17 protein-coding genes and 1 tRNA gene are annotated in these 18,268 nt (G+C 60.7%); 12 read left to right on the top strand and 6 right to left on the bottom strand.

The genetic code is table 11. The features are described from left to right. Window positions 1-126 precede the first annotated feature (126 nt). Window positions 127-2,292 carry an AAA family ATPase gene (locus WMQ00_RS06390; RefSeq protein WP_340440790.1) on the top strand — a complete coding sequence of 722 codons (2,166 nt, stop codon included), beginning with the start codon at window positions 127-129 and terminating at the stop codon, window positions 2,290-2,292. A 645-nt stretch (window positions 2,293-2,937) separates the two neighbouring features. Here WMQ00_RS06390 and WMQ00_RS06385 read toward each other — a convergent pair. Together WMQ00_RS06385 and WMQ00_RS06380 are read right to left on the bottom strand one after the other, a co-directional pair. Next, complete coding sequence (locus tag WMQ00_RS06385) at window positions 2,938-3,096, bottom strand: hypothetical protein (RefSeq protein WP_340440789.1); 159 nt, start codon at window positions 3,094-3,096, stop codon at window positions 2,938-2,940. A gap of 254 nt (window positions 3,097-3,350) precedes the next feature. Beyond that, on the bottom strand, window positions 3,351-3,647 hold the full coding sequence (locus WMQ00_RS06380) for a hypothetical protein (protein WP_340418534.1): 297 nt from the start codon (window positions 3,645-3,647) through the stop codon (window positions 3,351-3,353). 966 nt (window positions 3,648-4,613) lie between these two features. Between WMQ00_RS06380 and WMQ00_RS06375 the strand changes: the two genes are divergently transcribed. After that, window positions 4,614-4,925 (top strand): hypothetical protein, encoded by a 312-nt coding sequence (locus WMQ00_RS06375; protein WP_340418533.1) that lies wholly within the window; start codon window positions 4,614-4,616, stop codon window positions 4,923-4,925. A 79-nt stretch (window positions 4,926-5,004) separates the two neighbouring features. On the opposite strand, the gene WMQ00_RS06370 is transcribed toward WMQ00_RS06375, so the two are convergent. Next, window positions 5,005-5,077 (bottom strand) — tRNA-Thr (locus tag WMQ00_RS06370). Between the two features lie 151 nt (window positions 5,078-5,228). On the opposite strand from WMQ00_RS06370, the gene thrE reads away from it, so the two are divergent. From thrE to otsB, 5 genes are all read left to right on the top strand, one after another. After that, the gene (thrE, locus tag WMQ00_RS06365) at window positions 5,229-6,965 is read left to right on the top strand and encodes a threonine/serine exporter ThrE (RefSeq protein ID WP_340440788.1); all 1,737 of its coding nucleotides are present in this window, start codon (window positions 5,229-5,231) and stop codon (window positions 6,963-6,965) included. An 86-nt stretch (window positions 6,966-7,051) separates the two neighbouring features. Continuing rightward, the gene (locus WMQ00_RS06360; protein WP_023019892.1) at window positions 7,052-7,411 is read left to right on the top strand and encodes a hypothetical protein; all 360 of its coding nucleotides are present in this window, start codon (window positions 7,052-7,054) and stop codon (window positions 7,409-7,411) included. Window positions 7,412-7,425: 14 nt separating this feature from the next. Next, complete coding sequence (locus WMQ00_RS06355) at window positions 7,426-8,868, top strand: alpha,alpha-trehalose-phosphate synthase (UDP-forming) (RefSeq protein ID WP_200288653.1); 1,443 nt, start codon at window positions 7,426-7,428, stop codon at window positions 8,866-8,868. Next, window positions 8,865-9,383 carry an META domain-containing protein gene (locus WMQ00_RS06350; RefSeq protein WP_023019894.1) on the top strand — a complete coding sequence of 173 codons (519 nt, stop codon included), beginning with the start codon at window positions 8,865-8,867 and terminating at the stop codon, window positions 9,381-9,383. The genes WMQ00_RS06355 and WMQ00_RS06350 overlap by 4 nt, the downstream gene beginning before the upstream one ends. An 18-nt stretch (window positions 9,384-9,401) precedes the next feature. Then, the gene (gene otsB, locus WMQ00_RS06345) at window positions 9,402-10,181 is read left to right on the top strand and encodes a trehalose-phosphatase (protein WP_200288652.1); all 780 of its coding nucleotides are present in this window, start codon (window positions 9,402-9,404) and stop codon (window positions 10,179-10,181) included. A gap of 25 nt (window positions 10,182-10,206) precedes the next feature. Here the strand turns inward: otsB and WMQ00_RS06340 are convergent, their stop codons facing one another. Beyond that, a complete protein-coding gene (locus tag WMQ00_RS06340) occupies window positions 10,207-11,304 on the bottom strand; it encodes a LacI family DNA-binding transcriptional regulator (RefSeq protein ID WP_239208065.1) in 1,098 nt (365 codons plus the stop codon). Window positions 11,305-11,385: 81 nt separating this feature from the next. On the opposite strand from WMQ00_RS06340, the gene WMQ00_RS06335 reads away from it, so the two are divergent. The 5 genes from WMQ00_RS06335 to WMQ00_RS06315 all read left to right on the top strand — a co-directional run bounded on the left by WMQ00_RS06335 (window position 11,386) and on the right by WMQ00_RS06315 (window position 15,870). Continuing rightward, window positions 11,386-12,354: a metal ABC transporter solute-binding protein, Zn/Mn family gene (locus WMQ00_RS06335; protein ID WP_023019897.1), complete on the top strand. Its 969-nt coding sequence runs from the start codon at window positions 11,386-11,388 to the stop codon at window positions 12,352-12,354. After that, window positions 12,354-13,055 (top strand): metal ABC transporter ATP-binding protein, encoded by a 702-nt coding sequence (locus WMQ00_RS06330; protein ID WP_023019898.1) that lies wholly within the window; start codon window positions 12,354-12,356, stop codon window positions 13,053-13,055. Before WMQ00_RS06335 ends, WMQ00_RS06330 begins: the two co-directional genes overlap by 1 nt. Continuing rightward, a complete protein-coding gene (locus WMQ00_RS06325; RefSeq protein WP_239205497.1) occupies window positions 13,033-13,947 on the top strand; it encodes a metal ABC transporter permease in 915 nt (304 codons plus the stop codon). The genes WMQ00_RS06330 and WMQ00_RS06325 overlap by 23 nt, the downstream gene beginning before the upstream one ends. An 11-nt stretch (window positions 13,948-13,958) precedes the next feature. Continuing rightward, window positions 13,959-14,795: an alpha/beta hydrolase family esterase gene (locus WMQ00_RS06320; RefSeq protein WP_239208066.1), complete on the top strand. Its 837-nt coding sequence runs from the start codon at window positions 13,959-13,961 to the stop codon at window positions 14,793-14,795. A 64-nt stretch (window positions 14,796-14,859) separates the two neighbouring features. Further along, window positions 14,860-15,870 (top strand): HNH endonuclease signature motif containing protein, encoded by a 1,011-nt coding sequence (locus WMQ00_RS06315; protein ID WP_340440787.1) that lies wholly within the window; start codon window positions 14,860-14,862, stop codon window positions 15,868-15,870. Between the two features lie 16 nt (window positions 15,871-15,886). Here the strand turns inward: WMQ00_RS06315 and rlmB are convergent, their stop codons facing one another. Together rlmB and cysS are read right to left on the bottom strand one after the other, a co-directional pair. Continuing rightward, complete coding sequence (gene rlmB / locus WMQ00_RS06310; protein WP_023019902.1) at window positions 15,887-16,834, bottom strand: 23S rRNA (guanosine(2251)-2'-O)-methyltransferase RlmB; 948 nt, start codon at window positions 16,832-16,834, stop codon at window positions 15,887-15,889. 23 nt (window positions 16,835-16,857) lie between these two features. After that, window positions 16,858-18,246, bottom strand: coding sequence for a cysteine--tRNA ligase (cysS, locus tag WMQ00_RS06305; protein ID WP_340440786.1), 1,389 nt, complete (start codon window positions 18,244-18,246; stop codon window positions 16,858-16,860). Window positions 18,247-18,268 lie beyond the last annotated feature (22 nt).

Genomic DNA, 18,268 nt, shown 5'->3' with positions numbered 1-18,268 from the left:
CTACTGGCAGGCACCAGCGTTCGAGCCGCTGGAGGGCACCAGCCCCACAACACGGGGAAAACAACAACCAAACAAGTAGAGCTGGCAGACATTTCATACCCACCCCGACCCGAAGGAAAACGATAAGTGCCAAGCGCTGTAAATTCCTACCAACGATTCCTCGAAGCCGCCGATGTGGCAGGACTTCACTACCGCGAACTTGAATCCGGTAAACGCGCCCAGGTGCAAACCCCAGGCCATAGTGACCAAGACCGAGGGACGAGCATCACCTATAACGGAGATCAGTTACTTGTTCATTGCCACAATGGCGACACTGGCACTGTCCTCGACACTCTTGGTCTCTCACTGTCCGACCTATACGACGAGCCAAGCGGCGCCCGCTATGACTACGGCGACGGCCGGCTCGTCCACCGATCGCCTGAAAAGTACTTCCGCCAAACTGGCAACACTAAGGGCACTAACCTTTACGGATTGCAGTCCCTATCCCTCCCCGGCCCCGTCTACGTAGTAGAAGGCGAAAAGGACGTTAACACGGCCAATAACGTGTGGGGCGCTGCTGCAGTATCCCAAGCCCAAGGAGCAAGCACCGGCCCCGATAAAGCCGACTGGGCGCCGCTTAAAGGCCGAGACGTAGTTATCGTCGCCGACGATGATAAACCGGGCGAGAAGCGCGCTGACAAGGTCTTTACATACCTCACCGGCCTCAACGCACGACCCGAATCGGTACGCATCGTAAAAGCCGCTGCAGGAAAAGACCTCTCCGACCATATCGCAGCCGGACTCAACGCCACCGACCTTAAATCAGTAGGTGACAAGGTTGGGCGCCGCCGCGTGAAATTGATTAAGGCAAGCAGCGTTAAGACCGAAAAAGTCGATTGGCTCATTAAAGAATGGATTCCAGCCGGAATGCTCACTCTCCTTGCAGGGCGTGAAGGTATCGGTAAGTCCACCATCGCGTGCGGTTGGGTAGCTGAGTTCAGTAACCAGGGCATGAAATGCGCCTACCTCAACTCCGAGGATTCCCGCTCGTTTACGGTTAGGCCCCGCCTGCAGGCTGCAGGGGCGAACCTCGACAACATCTTCTTTATCGACGTAGAAACCGAAACAGGCAACGAAGGGCATCTCCGCCTACCTCAAGACACTGAGATTCTGTTTCGTGAACTCGTAGACCAGGGCGTGAAGTTCGTAGTCCTCGACGCGGCTAAAAGCTCAATGGACCCGAAGCTCGACGGTTATAAGGACGATCATGTTCGCCAGTTTCTTGAACCACTGGCAGCAGCCGCCGATAAGTACAACATCACCATTGTTGGGCTGGCTCACTTCGGTAAGAAGGAAGGCAAAGACACCGGCCGGCTTCTCCTTGGCTCCATCGCATGGAGTCAGATAGCCCGAAGTGTGTTGTCTGCAGCCGTAGACGAGGACGGCCGCTTAATCGTGACCAACACGAAAGCCAACCTAGCTAGGGGCATCGTTTCTCGCGAAGCCCGCATTGTTCCGCGCCCCGTAGCTATCGACGATGGCACTCTCACAGAGTTAGGCGCCATTGAATGGGGACAATTCACAGACACGCCGGCTACGGAGCTTCTCGAAGCTCAAAGTGATGAGATGCAGGACGAGCGAAGTGAGATTGAAGCGATTGTCCTCGACTATCTCGAAGCATGTGGTGGAAGCGCCCCGGCTGGAGAAGTTCTGAAGGTGACGAGGGCTGCAGGACTCAACGATAACGCGGTCAAAAAGGCCCGGAAGAAGATCGGAGTGAAGACCGAAAGGCAAGGTTTCGGCAAAGGCGCCAAGTGGGTTTGGGCCATAGATGCCGCCATAGGTGCCATAGATTCCCACGCACGAGAACGGGAATCTATGGAATCTATGCGGGAATCTATGACGAGTTCAACCCCAACCTCCGAACTTGAATCCACGAAAACCGGTAGGGCCATTCGGGCCAACACTCCCCTAGGGGTAAATAACAGTGGCCCAACTGGCGATATGCAGGGAAAACACGATGGCCCAACTGGGCAGAAATCACAGTCGGGCCACGGGCCACACACTGGCCCAACTGGACAACTTTTCACCCTCAACACGTCCACCACACCACAACCCAACGACCTAGAGGACGCTGTCCTCAACGCCCTCGACACCACCCGGGGCCAAACCACCAAGCAAATTCAAAAGCACCTTACCAAGCAACAACTCGACCAGGCCGATGATTTCTACACCGTCATCGAACGCCTGCAAATGAAGGGGCTAATTCGAATTAACGAGCGCGGACTTTTCGTGCGCAAGGAGACTGCATGAGGGCTCGATTCAAAGCTCCTAGCCATCAATGGCGCTCCGGCGAGCTTACCGTCACTCCTGTACGGGCCCGTCAACGACATCGCAGTTTGCGCATCACCCTCACATCACGCGACGGAGAAACTATAGTCTTTGAGGTTCAGGACAGAGATATTTACCGACTTGCAAACAGTATCACTAGCCAGATTGAAGCTTGTAGAACCACGGGCGTCGTGGATTCATGATGGTACAGATAGCAGCCGCTTCAAGTGTTCTATTTCTTAGTTACGAAAACGTACGAATGGCCAGTGGAAGCGCGGATAGTTAGGCCAGAACCCCAACCTAAAATTCGAAGCTCAAAGAATCCCTACCCCGCAACTATGCCCTCAACACACGTTGGGGGCATATGTAGTTTTAACAGTCAGACATTCCCGCCCTGTGGGGCATTCCGCGCAGGAGAACCCGGGCGCGAAGCGTGCCACTCACGCACCTCACCCGCATCCCACAAAGGGGTACGGCCATCAAGGCGGGCCACTGGCCCAGGAGAGGGGTTCAGTGCGCTGCGGCTGCGGTAGCTGCGCCACGTCGTAGCAGTAATGCCACAGTGCTCAGCACACTGGTGAACCGTCCACAACTCCCGCCCGGTGTCCGCGTCAGTGATGTGCAGTCTCATTTCCTCCACACTTTCTTGAAGGTTGCGTAGCCGAGTACCGCTACCGCCAAGACAGTGAGGATCGTGCTGGATGTAGTGAAGCCGTTGATGATGTTGATGATGATGGATATGGCCAGTAAGGCCAGGGCGATGAGGTAGAGGGTTCGTGTGGTCATGTTGTTGTCCTTTCGTTTAGTGTTGGAGGGGTAGCCCCCAGGGTTCTGAGTAGTTACAGTATTCAGAACCCTAGGTGGCTACTTTGTGCGGCGCGCTGTATGGCCGCCTAAGCAATTAAGGGGTACTACCACCCCAGCGGGAAAATAAAACGCCTTAAACGGCGATATTGAACAGGCAAAACACCGCCCAACATACAAAGATAGGCCACCCGATATATACCGAGCGGCCCCCTTTTTACGCCTAGTTACGCGCCTTAGTCTTTGACCAGCGAGGCCTTCATGCGGGCGTAGTCCTCAGTAGCCTTGTTGGACCGGTAATTTAGCGCTTTCAGAAGCACAGAATTACTAAGAATCCAATCCTGAGCTTCCTTAGGGAGACTGTAAAAAGCCGCAGACCCAATACTTAAAACAATGGCATATGCCTGAAGCAGGTCATCGGAACTGCTCGTTGCAGCAGGTGCAACTGGCGCTGCGGACGCTACAGCCGGGGAACCGCCACCAATCGCTGCAGCAACAGCCACAGCAGCCACAGACTTCTTAAACCTAGACATGATTTTCCTTTCAGGGAAGAAAGTTTAACGACATTAAGCACACAGCTTGTAGCCGCTACTTAGTCAGTTAATCGCCAAAGAAAATCTGCCCGTTACCTATACCGATATTTTCATTTCACACCCCCAATACCGCCGTCACCTTAACCGGGAACAGCGCCGCGCTTTGATTGCAGAGTCACTCAAAGCAGATCCGCAGTTGTCGAACCGGGAACATGCTCGACGAACTGGGACGAGTGATAAGACAGCAGGGGATGTACGCAGTGGCTTGGAGGCAGGTGCGAATAATTACGCAGCTGAGCCTTCCCCTGTGGTTGGAGTGGATGGTAAGACCTACCCTTCGTCTCAGCCACGCCGGGAACCTGTGGAACAGCAACCCCAGTCTCGAACTCCCCACGGCAGATTAAAGCCCCACATTTAATGGGTGTCCACCAATCATTGGTTACTACATATTATTTTCCCTATAGGAGCGTTAGAAAAATGTTACTAACCAGCAGTGTCCATATACCGGGAGGATGGACCTTGCCCATGCGGGGGAGGCACCCCCCACCCCTAGGTGATGGTGGTCACATGTTGTTTAGAGAGTATTTTTATTTCTTTGTGTGAAGCATTGAATGAATCGCTATTGACTCTTTTATGTTTAGTTGTGCTGGCTGCTCTTTAGGTGGGGAAGTTTCCATATTTCCAGGTTCGGAAGTATGCGCTTTGCGAATCCATCTACTCGACTTCCCTTAATCCAGAATCCTGGACTAACTCCACTCAGCGCGCCTCAATGGTCGCCCTGCATAAGTCCGTAAACTTTATGCACCATCTGACATAATCTATATTATCGGACAACATATAATTCAAGGTTGTGCATACACCTTCACTACCTGCATAAATGCCTGTATAGAAGGCGTATTACATTGCTTATTATCGTTGTCCGGTTCTTACTGTCTCGTTCCCTTCAATGTTGCTAGACTGCACCGTATGGAAGAATACACACCAACGTGGCTAGAAGCTATGACCACTGACAGTGCACGCGCAATAGCGAAGTTGACAGGTTTGTCGCATACCACCATCACCCGGGCATCTAAGACTGCCACTCCCCCTCCTGGCGTAGTGGTGGCAGTTGCAAGAGCTTATGGCCACAACCCCGTTGTGGCGCTATCCAAGACGGGGCTGCTCACTCCCGATGAGGCACGGCCCTGCAGTCACGAGCATGAGCTGAGAGGATTTTCAAAGAAGGTGCTGCTGCAGGAGCTTTTGCGCCGCGAGGCTGCTCAGCCAAAGGATCTTTAAGTGGACATTTTTTGGACACTTTGAAGAAAGTATTTAAGTTCCGACGCGTTAAAAAGGCTCCCTGACCTTTATTTCTTTGAGCTGGAGACGAGACTTGAACTCGCAACCTACGCATTACAAGTGCGTTGCGCTACCAATTGCGCCACTCCAGCACCGCGGGAGATATCCCGCTCGTTGCATAGTACCCGAGCACCAACGCTAAAGGGAAAGCCGGTCCCCCATCTATGCATTGACAGGGTACAGGGGCTAAAGTTCAGGCAGAATCTATCCCACTTTCTCAGCGCTTTTTCGAGGGTTATTTCCGTGTCATTTTTGTCCGCTATGCGGGAGCGCCTGCGCGCTTCCTCGGGCCAAGTAGCCATCATCGACGCGGCTAAAGCCGCACCGCCGCCATCGCCACTCGCCCCGATCGATCTCCATGATGCCGCTCAAGTCACCGGCGTCATGGAGATCGCCGCCCGCATTGGTGAAATCCTCATCGGCGCCGGTACGGCTAACTCGGATGCCCGCGCCCAGGTACACCTGGCGGCATCTTCCTATGGCTTGCACTACTGCCACGTGGATATCTTGATGAATACCATCACCATCCACACCACCATCGGCACCGGCGAGCAGCGCCAAAACCTGCACGTCTTCCGTGTGGTGCCGAGCATTGGCGTGGATTTTTCCAAGCTCTCGGCCGTCGATAAGCTCATTCGCTCTATCCACTCCGGCCAGATGCCACCGGCCATGGCGGAGCAGCGCCTCGACGAGATTGACCGCATGCCCGCCCCTTATAAGCCGGCCACGGTCATGCTCGGCTGGGGCGCGATGGGTGGCCTGATTTCCATGATGCTCGGCGGCGATCTGCTCGTCGGCGTGGTGGCCTTTGTGGTTTCCGCCTTCATCATGGGTCTGAACGCTTGGTTGGCCAACTATCGCTTGCCGCCCTTCTATCAGAATGTGGTCGGTGGCTTCTTCGCTGTCTTCCCTGCCGCCATTTTGTACAACGTGGCGGCCTCGTTCGGCATTAATTTCTCGCCGGCACAGATCATCGCCTCCGGCATCATCGTGCTGGTAGCGGGTCTAACCTTGGTGCAATCGCTGGTCGACGGCATCACGCGCGCCCCCGTAACCTCCTCCGCCCGCTTCTTTGAGGCGCTGCTATCTACCGGCGCCATCATCGCTGGCGTGGGCGTGGGCATCCAGCTGGCTGATTCGCTGGGCTTTAACCTGCCGCCGCTGGCCACGCTGGCCCCGCCGGTCTACCACGAGATTCCGCTGCTGGTGGTGCTCGGTGGCACCGGCTCCGCCGCCTTTGCGCTAGCCTGCGGGGCTGCCTGGATCGAGATCACCATGTCGGGGCTTACCGCCGCGGCCGGCATGATCTTCTATTACTTCGTGGTGGTGCCGTTTGGCATCGGCCCGGTGATTGCCTCGGGCCTGTCCGCTGTGGTCGTCGGCCTGGCCGGCGGCTTGATGTCGCGCCGTTGGGGCATCCCGCCGCTTATCACCATGATCGTGGGCTATACGCCGATGCTCCCCGGCCTCATGCTCTACCGCGGCATGTACGCCTCGCTCAATGAGCAGATGATTACCGGCTTTACCAACATGGCAATGGCCCTGGCCATCTCCGGCGCCCTGGCCGCCGGCGTAGTACTGGGCGAGCGCGTGGCCCGCCGCCTGCGCCGCCCGCAGTACTTCCGCCCCTACTCCGCTTTCAAGCGCATCGGCCGCTTCTCCTTCCACAAGGCCACGCACTTGGCCCGCAAGGCCCCGCGAATCCCGCGTGTGCCGATGTCCCCATTTGCCCCGCGCGTCAATCGCCCGGAGTTACCACCCAAGCTCGGGCCGAAGCCGCCGCAGCAGCACCCGCGCCACGAGGCCCAAAACCACGGGCCGCATACCCGCTCCGCCGCGGACCTGTGGCCGGAGGATTCTCAGTGGCCGGCGCAGCCGCAGCAGCACGAGAAGACCACCTATACCGTGCCGGGCACCGAAACGTTTCGTGCCCAGAAACCGGAGCAGCCGGGCACCGAATCCGGACCCGAGCGGCCCTAAACGCCGCCGGTAGCGTACAATATTTGCTCTGATAGCTTTTCTTGCAAGCGCTTAAGTAGTTTCCACAACGTTCAGGAGGACACGTCGTGCCACCCAAGGTCCAAGACACCCACCCACAGGCTGACCAGAATCACGCCCTTGAGGAGGAGACCTCCCGCGCAGCCCGCCGCATCGTGGCCACCTACGCCCAGGACTTCCTCGACGGCGTGACCCTGATGTCCATGCTGGGCGTGGAGCCCAAGGGCTTGGTACACAAGAAGGTTCTGGCGGAGCAGGCCGATGCCGCCCCGAAGAAGTCGACCAAGAAATCCAGCAAGAAGTCCACGAAGAAGTCGACCAAAAAGTCCACCAAGAAATCGACAAAGAAGTCGACCAAGAAGGCCACGAAGAAAGCGACGAAGAAGGCCTCTAAGAAGGCAACAAAGAAGTCTGCTAAGAAGTCTTAAGTTATTCTTGCACCATGAGTGAGCATGGCAATGACTTCGTGGTGGTGGCCAACCGTCTGCCGGTTGATCTAGAAACCCGGCCCGATGGCAGCCATACGTGGAAACCCTCGCCAGGCGGGCTGGTCACCGCCTTGTCCCCGGTCCTTGAGTCCCATCAGGGCTGCTGGGTGGGGTGGCCCGGCGTGACTGACACCGCACCTGAGCCCTTCCGCACCGATGCCGGCGTGCTGCTGCATCCGGTCAAGCTCACCGAGTCCGATTTCGAGGGCTTTTATGAGGGCTTTTCCAATGCCACCCTGTGGCCGCTCTACCACGATCTCATCGTCACCCCTACCTACGACCGCGATTGGTGGCACGCCTATCGCGAGGTCAACCTGCGCTTTGCAGATGAGGTAGCCGAGGTCGCCGCCGAGGGTGCCACCGTGTGGGTCCAGGACTACCAGCTACAACTTTTGCCCGGCATCCTGCGCCAAAAGCGCCCCGATCTCACCATCGGGTTCTTCTTGCACATCCCCTTCCCTTCTGCCGATCTCTTCCGTCAGCTGCCCTGGCGAGAGGAACTCGTGCGCGGGCTGCTCGGCGCGGATCTCATTGGCTTCCACTTGGAGGCCAATGCCCGCAACTTCCTGGAACTCGCCCGCCGCCACGGCCTCGACGTAGAAGGCGAGGCCAGCACCCGCGAGGTCACCGCGCATATTCACCTGCCGCAGGGCCGCACCATCGGCGTGGGTGCTTTCCCTATTTCTATCGCCGCGAAGGATTTTGCCGCGTTCACTGCGGAGGATAAGGGGGACGTCGCCAAGCTGCGCGAAGAGCTGGGCTCGCCCCAGCGCATCATCCTGGGCGTGGATCGCCTCGATTACACCAAGGGCATCCTGCAGCGGCTGACTGCTTTTGAGGAGCTGCTGGAGTCCGGAGCACTCGACCCGGAAGAAGTAGCAATGGTGCAGCTGGCCACGCCGTCGCGCGAGCGACTTGATCATTACAAGGCCACCCGCTCCAAGGTGGAAGAGGCCGTCGGCCGCATCAACGGGCGCTTTGCGCGCGTGGGCCACCCAGTGGTGCACTATCAGCACCGGGGCGTAGCCAAAAGCTTGCTGCGCAGCTATTACCGGATGGCCGATGTCATGCTGGTCACCCCCTTCAAGGATGGCATGAATCTGGTGGCCAAGGAATACGTGGCCTGCCACGACGATGGTTCGGGCGCGCTAGTGCTCTCTGAGTTTGCCGGGGCTGCCGATGAGCTCAGCCAGGCCTACCTGTGCAACCCCTTCGATATCGAGTCCGTCAAGGCCGCCTTGCTCAATGCGCTCACCGCGCTTGACGATGCCCCCTCTGCCATGTCCCAGCGCATGCTCGCCATGCACCAGCAGGTCACTGAGCACGACGTACAGCTATGGTCCCAGTCCTTCCTGAGCTGCCTGCGCCATGCCGACGCCGAGGAGGCTGGCGCATGATTCCTCGCTGTGCCCGCCTCATTACTCCGCTCGCCGCTGCGTGCGCCGCCACGCTGCTAGTTGCCTGCGGCTCCGGCGAAGAAGAGCCCCAGGCCCCTGGTGATGAGCAGATCCTGGATAAACAGTGGCAGGTAGTCTCCATCAACACCACCCCGGATGCTGCCTCTACCATCCCGGAATCCATCCCGCAGGCACCCACGTTGAGCTTTGGTGAATCTACGCTGGTAGGCACCACCGGCTGCACCCAAATGGTGGGAAAGGTGACCTATTCCGCCGATGAGGAGCGCCAAAATATCCAGGATGGCAACCGCCTGCACTTTGATGAGGTGGATTATGACGAGACCGCCCAGGATTGCCATGGCGCGTCCGTGTGGGCCGATAACCTGCTGCGCAACTTGATATCCGCTGGCCGCGATTTCCACTACACCGTCAATAGCAATAACCAGCTGGTCTTAGAGCTGGTTACAGACGAGGTAGACTCGCCGTCTATCAAATTGGTTTCCCTCGGCAATTAAATACGTAGGCTGGAAGCCATGACGCTTTCCACCACCATCAAGGCCCTTGCCGCCGCCGAGCACCTCGCGGTGGTCTCGGATTTTGACGGCACGCTCTCCCCCTTTGCCACGGCCATCTATGACGTCGAGATGAACCAAGACTCCCTGCGCGCCTTGGATAAACTTGCTCATCTGCCGCATACCACCGCGGCCGTGCTGTCCGGCCGCCACCTCGCAGGCCTGCAGCGCGTGTGTCCACTGCGCGAGCCCGTGCTTTTTGGCGGCTCCCACGGTGCCGAATCCTCTTGGGAAGAAACGGATCTAACTCCCGCGATGCGCGAGCATCTGACCGCCAAGGAAACCGAGATCCGCGCAATTATGGAGCGCTTCCCAGGCGCGGATATCGAGGTCAAGCCGTTCCAGCGCGTACTGCACCTGCGGGCGCTCGAGGAATCCGATCCTGAGGCGGCCGCCCAGGCTTATGAAGCCGGTCTCGCACTCGATCCGGGCGGCTTCCCACGCACGGCCGGTAAGTCCGTCGTGGAGTTTTCTGCCACTCAGGCCACCAAGGGCACGTGGTTAGACGAGCTACGCGAGCGTACCGGCGCCACCGCCATGGTCTTTTTGGGCGATGATGTCACCGACGAGGACGGTTTCCGCGCCCTCCATCAGCCGCCGGACGTCGGTGTCAAGGTAGGCGAGGGCGATACGGCGGCCGTAGTGCAGCTTGCCGACGTCGACGCCGTCGCCCACTTCCTCACTGAGCTTGCCACCGCCCGCGCGGCCCATATAGGTCACTCCCGCGGCGACGACGCCTAGCCGGTAAACCCCGGCCTGCCCCGACTTAACGCGGTGGTGCCACGGTCCGCCCCGCCGCGAAATTCGTCCGCAGTACCCGCCGCGACACCGCCGGCACGGCCGCCGCCGCATTATCCGCGGCGGCGATGAGGTTAGAGAGCATGTGGCCGGCGGCGGCGCCTTTGGCCTTATTGGGCTGGATGATGGTCGTCAAGCCAAGGCGCTGCGCCGCATCGATGCCGTCGAAGCCGGTGACGGAAAGCTCACTGGGAATATCAATGCCCCGTTCGCGCGCATAGGTCATCACGCCCAGCGCCATGGAGTCGGTGGTACACAGGACTGCGGTGAGCTCAGGGTGGGCGTCGAGAAGCAACTGCGCGGCCGCCCGCGTGGTTTGCGCATCATTGATGTGCTGGGTGACCACGGGCACGGTTTCCGGCGCGATCCCCGCCTGCGCAAAGACGTCCATAGCGCCCATGACGCGCGCGTGCTGCACGTGCATATCGGCCTCTTGCAACTCCTCCCAGGAAATGGGGCCATCGTGGCGCTCGCGTTTGAGGCGAATGGCCAGCACGCCAATCTTGCGGTGGCCGGCCTCCACCAGCGCGCGGGCGGCCGGAGCAATCGCGGCTCGGTCATCGATCCCTACAAAAGGCAGGCCCGAATCCGTCGGTTGATCGCAGACCACCACCGGCAGGCCGCGCCCGCGCGCCGCCTCCAGGTAGGCATCCCCAGCCGCCACGGAATAAACCACAAAGCCATCCACGGCAGCCGAGCCGACCAGGCTGGTCGCTTCCGCTTCCCCCTCCGGGCCGGCCGGGATGAGGGTAAGCATGCTTTGCGCGCCGGCCGAGGCCTCCGCCATGCCGGCCAAGAAATCCACCGAGGCCATGTCTTCGAAGGCATAGGACAGGTGCTCAGTCAGCAGCACGCCCACCGCGCCCGCACGGCGGGTGCGCAGGCTACGAGCCGTGGGGTCCGGCCCGGGGTACCCTCGCGCTTTCGCCGCTGCCAGAATGCGCTCGCGCGTTGCGGCCGAGAGCTGGTCCGGCCGGCTATAGGCATTGGACACCGTCGTGCGCGAAACACCCAGTTCGGCGGCCAGCGAGGCCAGCGTCTTGCGGGTGGGGCTGCGTTTCACCATGGCCGTAAGCTTACCCCCCCGGCCGCGTTTTCAATACATATTCAATTGACAACAATTACCATCAACAGCACACTGGGAGCTATGCATAACTCACTTCGCGCAACCGCCACCCTCCTCGCGGCCGGCGGCCTCCTCCTCACCGCCACCGCTTGCTCCTCCTCTGACTCTCAAGACTCGGCCGCCGAGCCCGGCGCTCAGAAGAAAATCTCTATCGTCGCTTCCACTTCTATCTGGGCCGATGTTGCCCAAGCCGTGGCCGATACCGCCTCCGGCGTGGACATTGAGGTCAAACCCATCGTGGAGGGCAATGGCGTCGATCCCCACCACTTCGAGCCTTCCGCGGCCGATATCGCCAAGGCCGAAGACGCGGACCTGCTCGTAGTCAACGGCGGCGGCTACGATTCTTGGATTTACCAGGCCGTCTCCGAGCAAGACAACATCATCTCCGCCCTGCCGCTGACCGACCACGGCAAGCTGGCCGATGACCCCAATGTCATGACCATCGACGCCGCCAAGGCCACCGCCAAGAAGGACCCAAAGAAGGTCACCAATATCGAAGGCAACGAGCACATCTGGTACGACCCGGCTGCGCTCGACGAGGTCGCCGGTAATATCGCGGACCAGATCAATGAGCTCAATACCGATGCGCACGCCAGCACCGAGCGCGTGGACTCCCACGTCAACCGCCTGCGCGACAAGCTCAAGGAGCTACCGGGCGATCTCTCCTACGCCCAGACCGAGCCGATTGCGGACTACATCATGAAGTACACCTCCGGCAAGGACGTCACCCCAGAGGGCTACCGCAAGGCCACCATTTCTGAGGGCGAGCCCACCGCGGCCGACCTTGCCGCCTTCACCAAGGCCATCAAGGACCACAAGGTGGACCTTCTCATCTTTAACCCGCAGACCGAAACCGATACCGCCGGCCGTATCAAGTCCGCCGCGGAGGATGCGGATGTCAATATCGTCGAAATCGGCGAGACCCCGCCGGATGGCAAGGAGTTCTGGACCTACTATGACGAGGTCACCGACTCCCTGGGGAAGCTCTAGTGCTCATCCAATTTCATGACGCAGCGGTTGCCCCGCTGTGGTCCAGCCTTAACCTCGCCGTTGACCGCGGCGAGTTTATCGCCGTTTTGGGCCCCAATGGCGTGGGCAAATCCACCCTGCTCGGCACTATCTTGGGCACCCGCAAACTCACGGCCGGCAGCGTCGACGTGGACTGCCGCGTCGGATTCATCCCGCAGCAGCGCATGTTCCCGGCCGACCTGCCCCTGCGCGCCCGCGACTTAGTATCGCTCTCCCTTGCGCACGGCGCTTTCCGACGCCGCCGCCCTCCCCGCCACCGCGTCGACGAGCTCCTCGCCGAGGTAGGTGCCACCGGCCTGCGCGACCGCCGCGTAGGACAGCTATCCGGCGGCCAGCAGCAACTTATCCGCCAGGCCCAAGCGCTGGCCAATGACCCAGAGCTCATCCTTGCCGATGAGCCGCTGCTCTCGCTCGATCCGGCGCGCCAGCAAGACACCGTGGAGAAGCTAGATGCGCTACGCCGCGAGCGCGGCACCTCCATCATCTTTGTCACCCATGGCATCAATCCGGTACTCGGAGTGACCGATAAGGTGCTCTACCTTGCTCCCGGCGGCCATACCTTCGGCGCGGTAGATGAGGTCATGCGCTCCGATGTCCTTTCCGAGCTCTACGGTTCCAAAGTCAACGTCTTAAACGTCGATGGGAGGCTTATCGTTGTCTAGCTTCATAGAAGACACCCAGTACCTGCTGAGCGTTGATTTTGTACAGTCCTCGCTCATCGCCTCCGCGCTGCTGGGCATTCTTTCTGGCGTGATGACCTCGCTCATCGTGCTGCGCCAGATGTCCTTTTCCGTCCACGCGACTTCCGAGCTCGCGCTCATGGGTGCCTCCGCCGCACTACTTTTCGGTCTCAACTTAGGCTTTGGCGCGGTCGCCGGGGCCATCGTGGCCGCCATCATCCTCGCCGTACTGGGCTTTAAGGGCCAGCAAGACAGCGCCATCGGCGTGGTCATGAGCTTTGGCCTAGGACTGTCGGTGCTATTTCTGCACCTCTATCCGGGCAACGCGAATACCGCGATGACGCTGCTGACCGGCCAGATCGTCGGCGTATCTTCGGCCTCGGTATGGCTTTTGGCCGCAACCACCGTAGTCATCCTCTCCGCCGTAGCCATCCTGTGGCGCCCCATGCTCTTCGCTTCGGCCGACCCAGTTATGGCCCAGGCGGCCGGCGTGCCGACCCGTTTCATCTCGGTCGCCTTCGCCGTACTCGTGGGCCTAGCGGCCGCGCAGTCGGTACAAATCGTTGGTTCACTGCTCGTCATGGCGCTGCTTATCACCCCCGGCGCAGCGGCCGTGCAGATTACTTCCTCGCCCCTGCGCGCGGTCATGTGGGCCACCATTTTCGCCGAGGTGTCGGCCGTAGGCGGCTTCATCTTATCGCTCGCGCCTGGTCTTCCGGTCTCGGTCTTCGTCACCACCATTTCCTTTGTCATCTATCTGGTGTGCCGGCTCATCGGCTGGCGGCGCAATAAAAGCGCAGTGCGCGACGAGGTCGCTGCCAAACGCTTCCACGCCGACTGCCACACCACGGCCGAGGAGCACCACGCCGACTAAACTGGGCGGCTATGCACGTACACCGCCGCACCGCGGATGTGGATTGCCGCACCCGCCGCTTCCTCGTCATCACGCCGGATAATCCCGGCCCGCATCCGGACCTGCTGCTCTTCTTCCACGGCTCGTTGCAATCCGGCAACGTGATGCGCCGCTTTACCAATGGCACCTTCGACGAGCTTGCCGATGCCACCAACACCATCCTCGTCTACCCCGACGGCGTGGATCGCCATTTCAATGATTGCCGCAGCATCCTACCGGTCACCGCCCGCACGGAGAACGTTGATGACATCGCCTTCGCCACGTATCTCGTTGAAGCTATGCAGCGCGAGTTCGGCACCGCGCGCACCTTTGCTTGCGGCTATTCCAATGGCGGTCAGATGGTGCTCCGCCTGCTTTTCGACGCTCCCTTTACCCTCACCCGCGCCTGCATCTTCGCCTCCACCTTGGGCGAGGGCGATAACCACGCGCCCAGCAACCCGGATGGCTACCGGCCCACGCCGCTGCTGTTTTTCCACGGCACCGCGGACCCATATGCGCCTTATGAAGGCGGTGTGGCCGGGCTGGACGCCGAGCGCACCCGCGGCCGCGTGCTCTCCGCGCCTGCCACCGCGGAATACTTTGCGTTGGCCAATGGCTGCCAGCCACCGCGCGACTACCACCCCGCCCCGGATGTCACCGCCACCGAATACGCCGGCGATTTTCCCGTCGAACTATGGACCATGGAGGGCCTTGGCCACGTGATTCCCTCTAGCATGAGAACCGACCCGCGCATAGGCCCCAATACAGATTCCTTCCGCGCTGTGGATAAGGTCCGCGACTTTTTCGGACTCGGCACCGCGCAGTCCTAGTTATCCACAGCGGCGCGCCTTATCCCTCGCCTCTGGTCGCGTCCCGCACCTAATGTGTGGAGCCATGAACGCGCTGCACACTTTCTTGACAGGCCTAGCCGCCGGCATGGACATCATCGCCGACTGCCACGGCCTAACTCAGCGCGCGCTAATCGAGGCCGGCTGCCCCGACACCACCGCCACCCGCCTGCTCGCCCTCGCCGATACCTACTTCGGCCCGACCGCGTTTAGCCGCCTCCAGCGCGAATCCATCGCCGCCGCTCGCACCAATGGGCACAGCCTTACCGCGCTGCTGGCCATCGAGCGCTACGCCACTCGGCTGAGAAATAAGCGTCAGGCCTGGGCGCTGCGGCGGGAACTGTGCGGGATGAAGGGGGATGCCTCGGACGTCGAAAAGCGGGGGCGTAAACGCGTGCGCGAGATTAAAGGCCCGCCGCAGCGCACACCCGGTGTCAAGCTCTACCGCCGCGCCGAGGGCCCCTGGACTATGACGATTACCGGCAAATCCGCCGATATTGCGGATATGCATGCCGCGCTGGATAAAGATGCCCCGCTAGATTCGGTGCGCAAGATTTTCCAGGGCAAGACCGCCGCCTCCGGTGCGTCCGTGACCACCAATGTGGTGCTGCGCTTGGACGAGCTCGACCGCGTTGTCGACACCGCAGGCGATGACGTCACCCTGCAACTAACCAACGGCGCCCGGATGACCGGCGCAGACCTCGTGCGCCGCGCATTTACCGAGCATGGCTATGTCACCCTCATCCATCCCGTTAAAGGCCCGGTGAATCTGTATCGCACGGAGCGGCTCGCCTCACCCAAGCAGCGCACCATGGCGGCCGCGGAAAATCCCACTTGTCCTTGGCCCCAGTGCAATTATCCCGCCGACGAATGCCAAGTCCACCACCTCACCGCCTGGCGCCACGGCGGCGAGACAAACCCCGAAAACCTCACCATCGCCTGCCCGTACCACAACGGCGTCAACGACGATGACCCCAACGCCCCGCCAGTTCGCGGCCGCTTGGCCCGGGTGAATGGCACCATTAGGTGGCTGCCGCCCTGGGCAGAAGGCGGCTAGAAACTCTCGCTAGAGACTACTGGGCCGCGCGGCGCTGGCGTGCGAATTCGGAAAGCACAGAACCGGCCGCGACGGAAGCATTGAGGGACTCGACCCAATCCGTCATAGGGATGGACATGATGACGTCGCAGTTTTCCCGCACGAGGCGAGAAATCCCCTTGCCCTCGGAACCGATGACGATGACCACGGGGTCCGTCGCGCCGTTATATGTATCCAGCGTGTGCTCGCCGCCGGCATCTAGGCCGACGACCTGGTAGCCGCTCTTTTGGAATTGCTGTACGGTGCGGGTGATATTCGTCGCGCGGGCGACCGGCAGGCGCGCCGCCGTGCCGGCCGAGGTACGCCACGCCACGGCAGTCACGGATGCGGAGCGGCGCTCTGGGATGATGACGCCGTCGCCACCAAAAGCTGCCACAGAGCGAATCACCGCGCCGAGGTTGCGCGGGTCGGTGATGTTATCCAAGATGACGAACATGCCCGGACGGGCACTTTCGGCCGCACGGGAGATGAGCTCGTCGACATCGGCGTATTTATACGGCGGGATCTGCAGCCCGATGCCCTGGTGCATGCCGTTGCCGGTCATGCGGTCCATCTCGTGGCGCTGCACCTCGATGATGGGGATATTGCGGGTATTGCACATGGCCACGGCCTCAGACAGGCGCTTATCGTTGCGGGTACCGGCCACGATATAGAGCGTGGTGGCCGGAACCTTGGCATGCAGACACTCGATGACCGGGTTGCGGCCCACGACCATCTCGGCGGTCTCCTTCTGGTGACGGCCGGAGTTGCGGCGGTCGCGCTCCAGCTTGGCCTTGTGCTTGGCGTGGTAAATGCGGTCCTCTGCCTTGGGTGTCGGGCCCTTGCCGGCCAAGCCCTTGCGGCGCTGGCCGCCGGAGCCCTTGGTTGCGCCCTTCTTATTGGTCTTGCGGATTCCCGCGCCACCGCGGCCGTGGGTACGTGCCATAGTTTATTGTCCTTTCGGAGTGCTTAACGCTGCGCCAGCGACCAGGTCGGGCCGTCTGGGGTATCGGTGATGGTGATGCCGGCGGCCGCGAGGCGGTCACGGACGGCGTCGGCAGTAGCGAAGTCCTTGTCCGCACGCGCCTGGGTGCGCCGCTCCAGTTCAGCCTGCACCAGCGCATCCAACGCGGCATCCGCCCCGCTAGCTTGCGCTCCATCTTCCCACTCCAGCGGGTCAAAGCCAAGTACGTGTGCCATCGCCCGTACCTGGCCGGCCAGCGTGCGCGCCCCGGCCTCATCGCCGGCGGCAAGGGCCTTATTGCCGGCGCGAACGGTGGTGTGGATTTCCGCCAGCGCCTTGGGCACCGCGATATCATCATTCATCGCGTCTTCAAAGCCCTGCGTCCACTCGCCCAGCTCCAGGTCATCGAAGTGAGCGAGGAAGTCCTCGATGCGGCGGTAGCCTGCGGCGGCCTCGGTCAGCGCGGCCTCGGAATACTCCAGCACGGAGCGGTAATGCGCCGAGCCCAGGTAGTAGCGCAGCTCCACCGGACGCACCAGCTCGAGCATATTCGGAATAGAGAGCACGTTGCCCAGCGATTTCGACATCTTCTCGCCCGACATCGTCACCCAGTGGTTGTGCATCCAGTAGTTGGCAAACTTATCGCCGGCCGCGTGCGACTGAGCAATCTCGTTCTCGTGGTGCGGGAACTGCAGGTCCAGCCCGCCGCAGTGGATATCGAAATTGGAGCCCAGGTAATAGGTAGACATGGCCGAGCACTCCAGGTGCCAGCCCGGTCGGCCGTCGCCCCAGGGGGTGGGCCAGCTGGGTTCGCCCGGTTTCGCGGCCTTCCACAGGGCAAAGTCTTGGGCGCCGCGCTTGGCGGAATCTTCGCCCTCGCCCTGTTCCATTTCTTCTACCTTGTTGCCGGACAGCGAACCATAATCCGAGCCTTCGGCCTTGGTCCATGCGGCAACGTCAAAGTAGATGGAGCCGTTTGCGGGGTAGGCAAAGCCGGCGTCGATAAGCCGCTGCATATAGTCGACCATCTGGGTGACAAAGCCGGTCGCGCGCGGCTCTACCGAAGGCGGAAGCACGCCCAGGGTGTTATAGGCCTTGGTGAACTCGCGCTCATACGTGGATACCCACTCCCACCAGGGGCGATTATTCTCGGCCGCCTTGGTGAGGATCTTGTCATCGATATCGGTGACGTTGCGCACCAAGGCTACGTCATAGCCCTGGGCGAGCAGCCAGCGGCGCAGGATGTCGAAAGCGACGCCGGAGCGCAGGTGCCCGATGTGCGGCTGGGCCTGCGGGGTGGCGCCGCACAGGTAAATCGAGGCATGGCCGGGGCGGATCGGCTCGAAATCGCGTTGGCTGCGGGTGGCTGTGTCATAAATGCGCAAAGTACTCACGCCACTTAGTCTAATTGACGCG

This window comes from Corynebacterium sp. KPL2825 (genome assembly GCF_037908445.1).
GTDB classification, from domain to species: domain Bacteria; phylum Actinomycetota; class Actinomycetes; order Mycobacteriales; family Mycobacteriaceae; genus Corynebacterium; species Corynebacterium kefirresidentii.
This window is presented reverse-complemented; position numbering and strand designations above follow the sequence as displayed.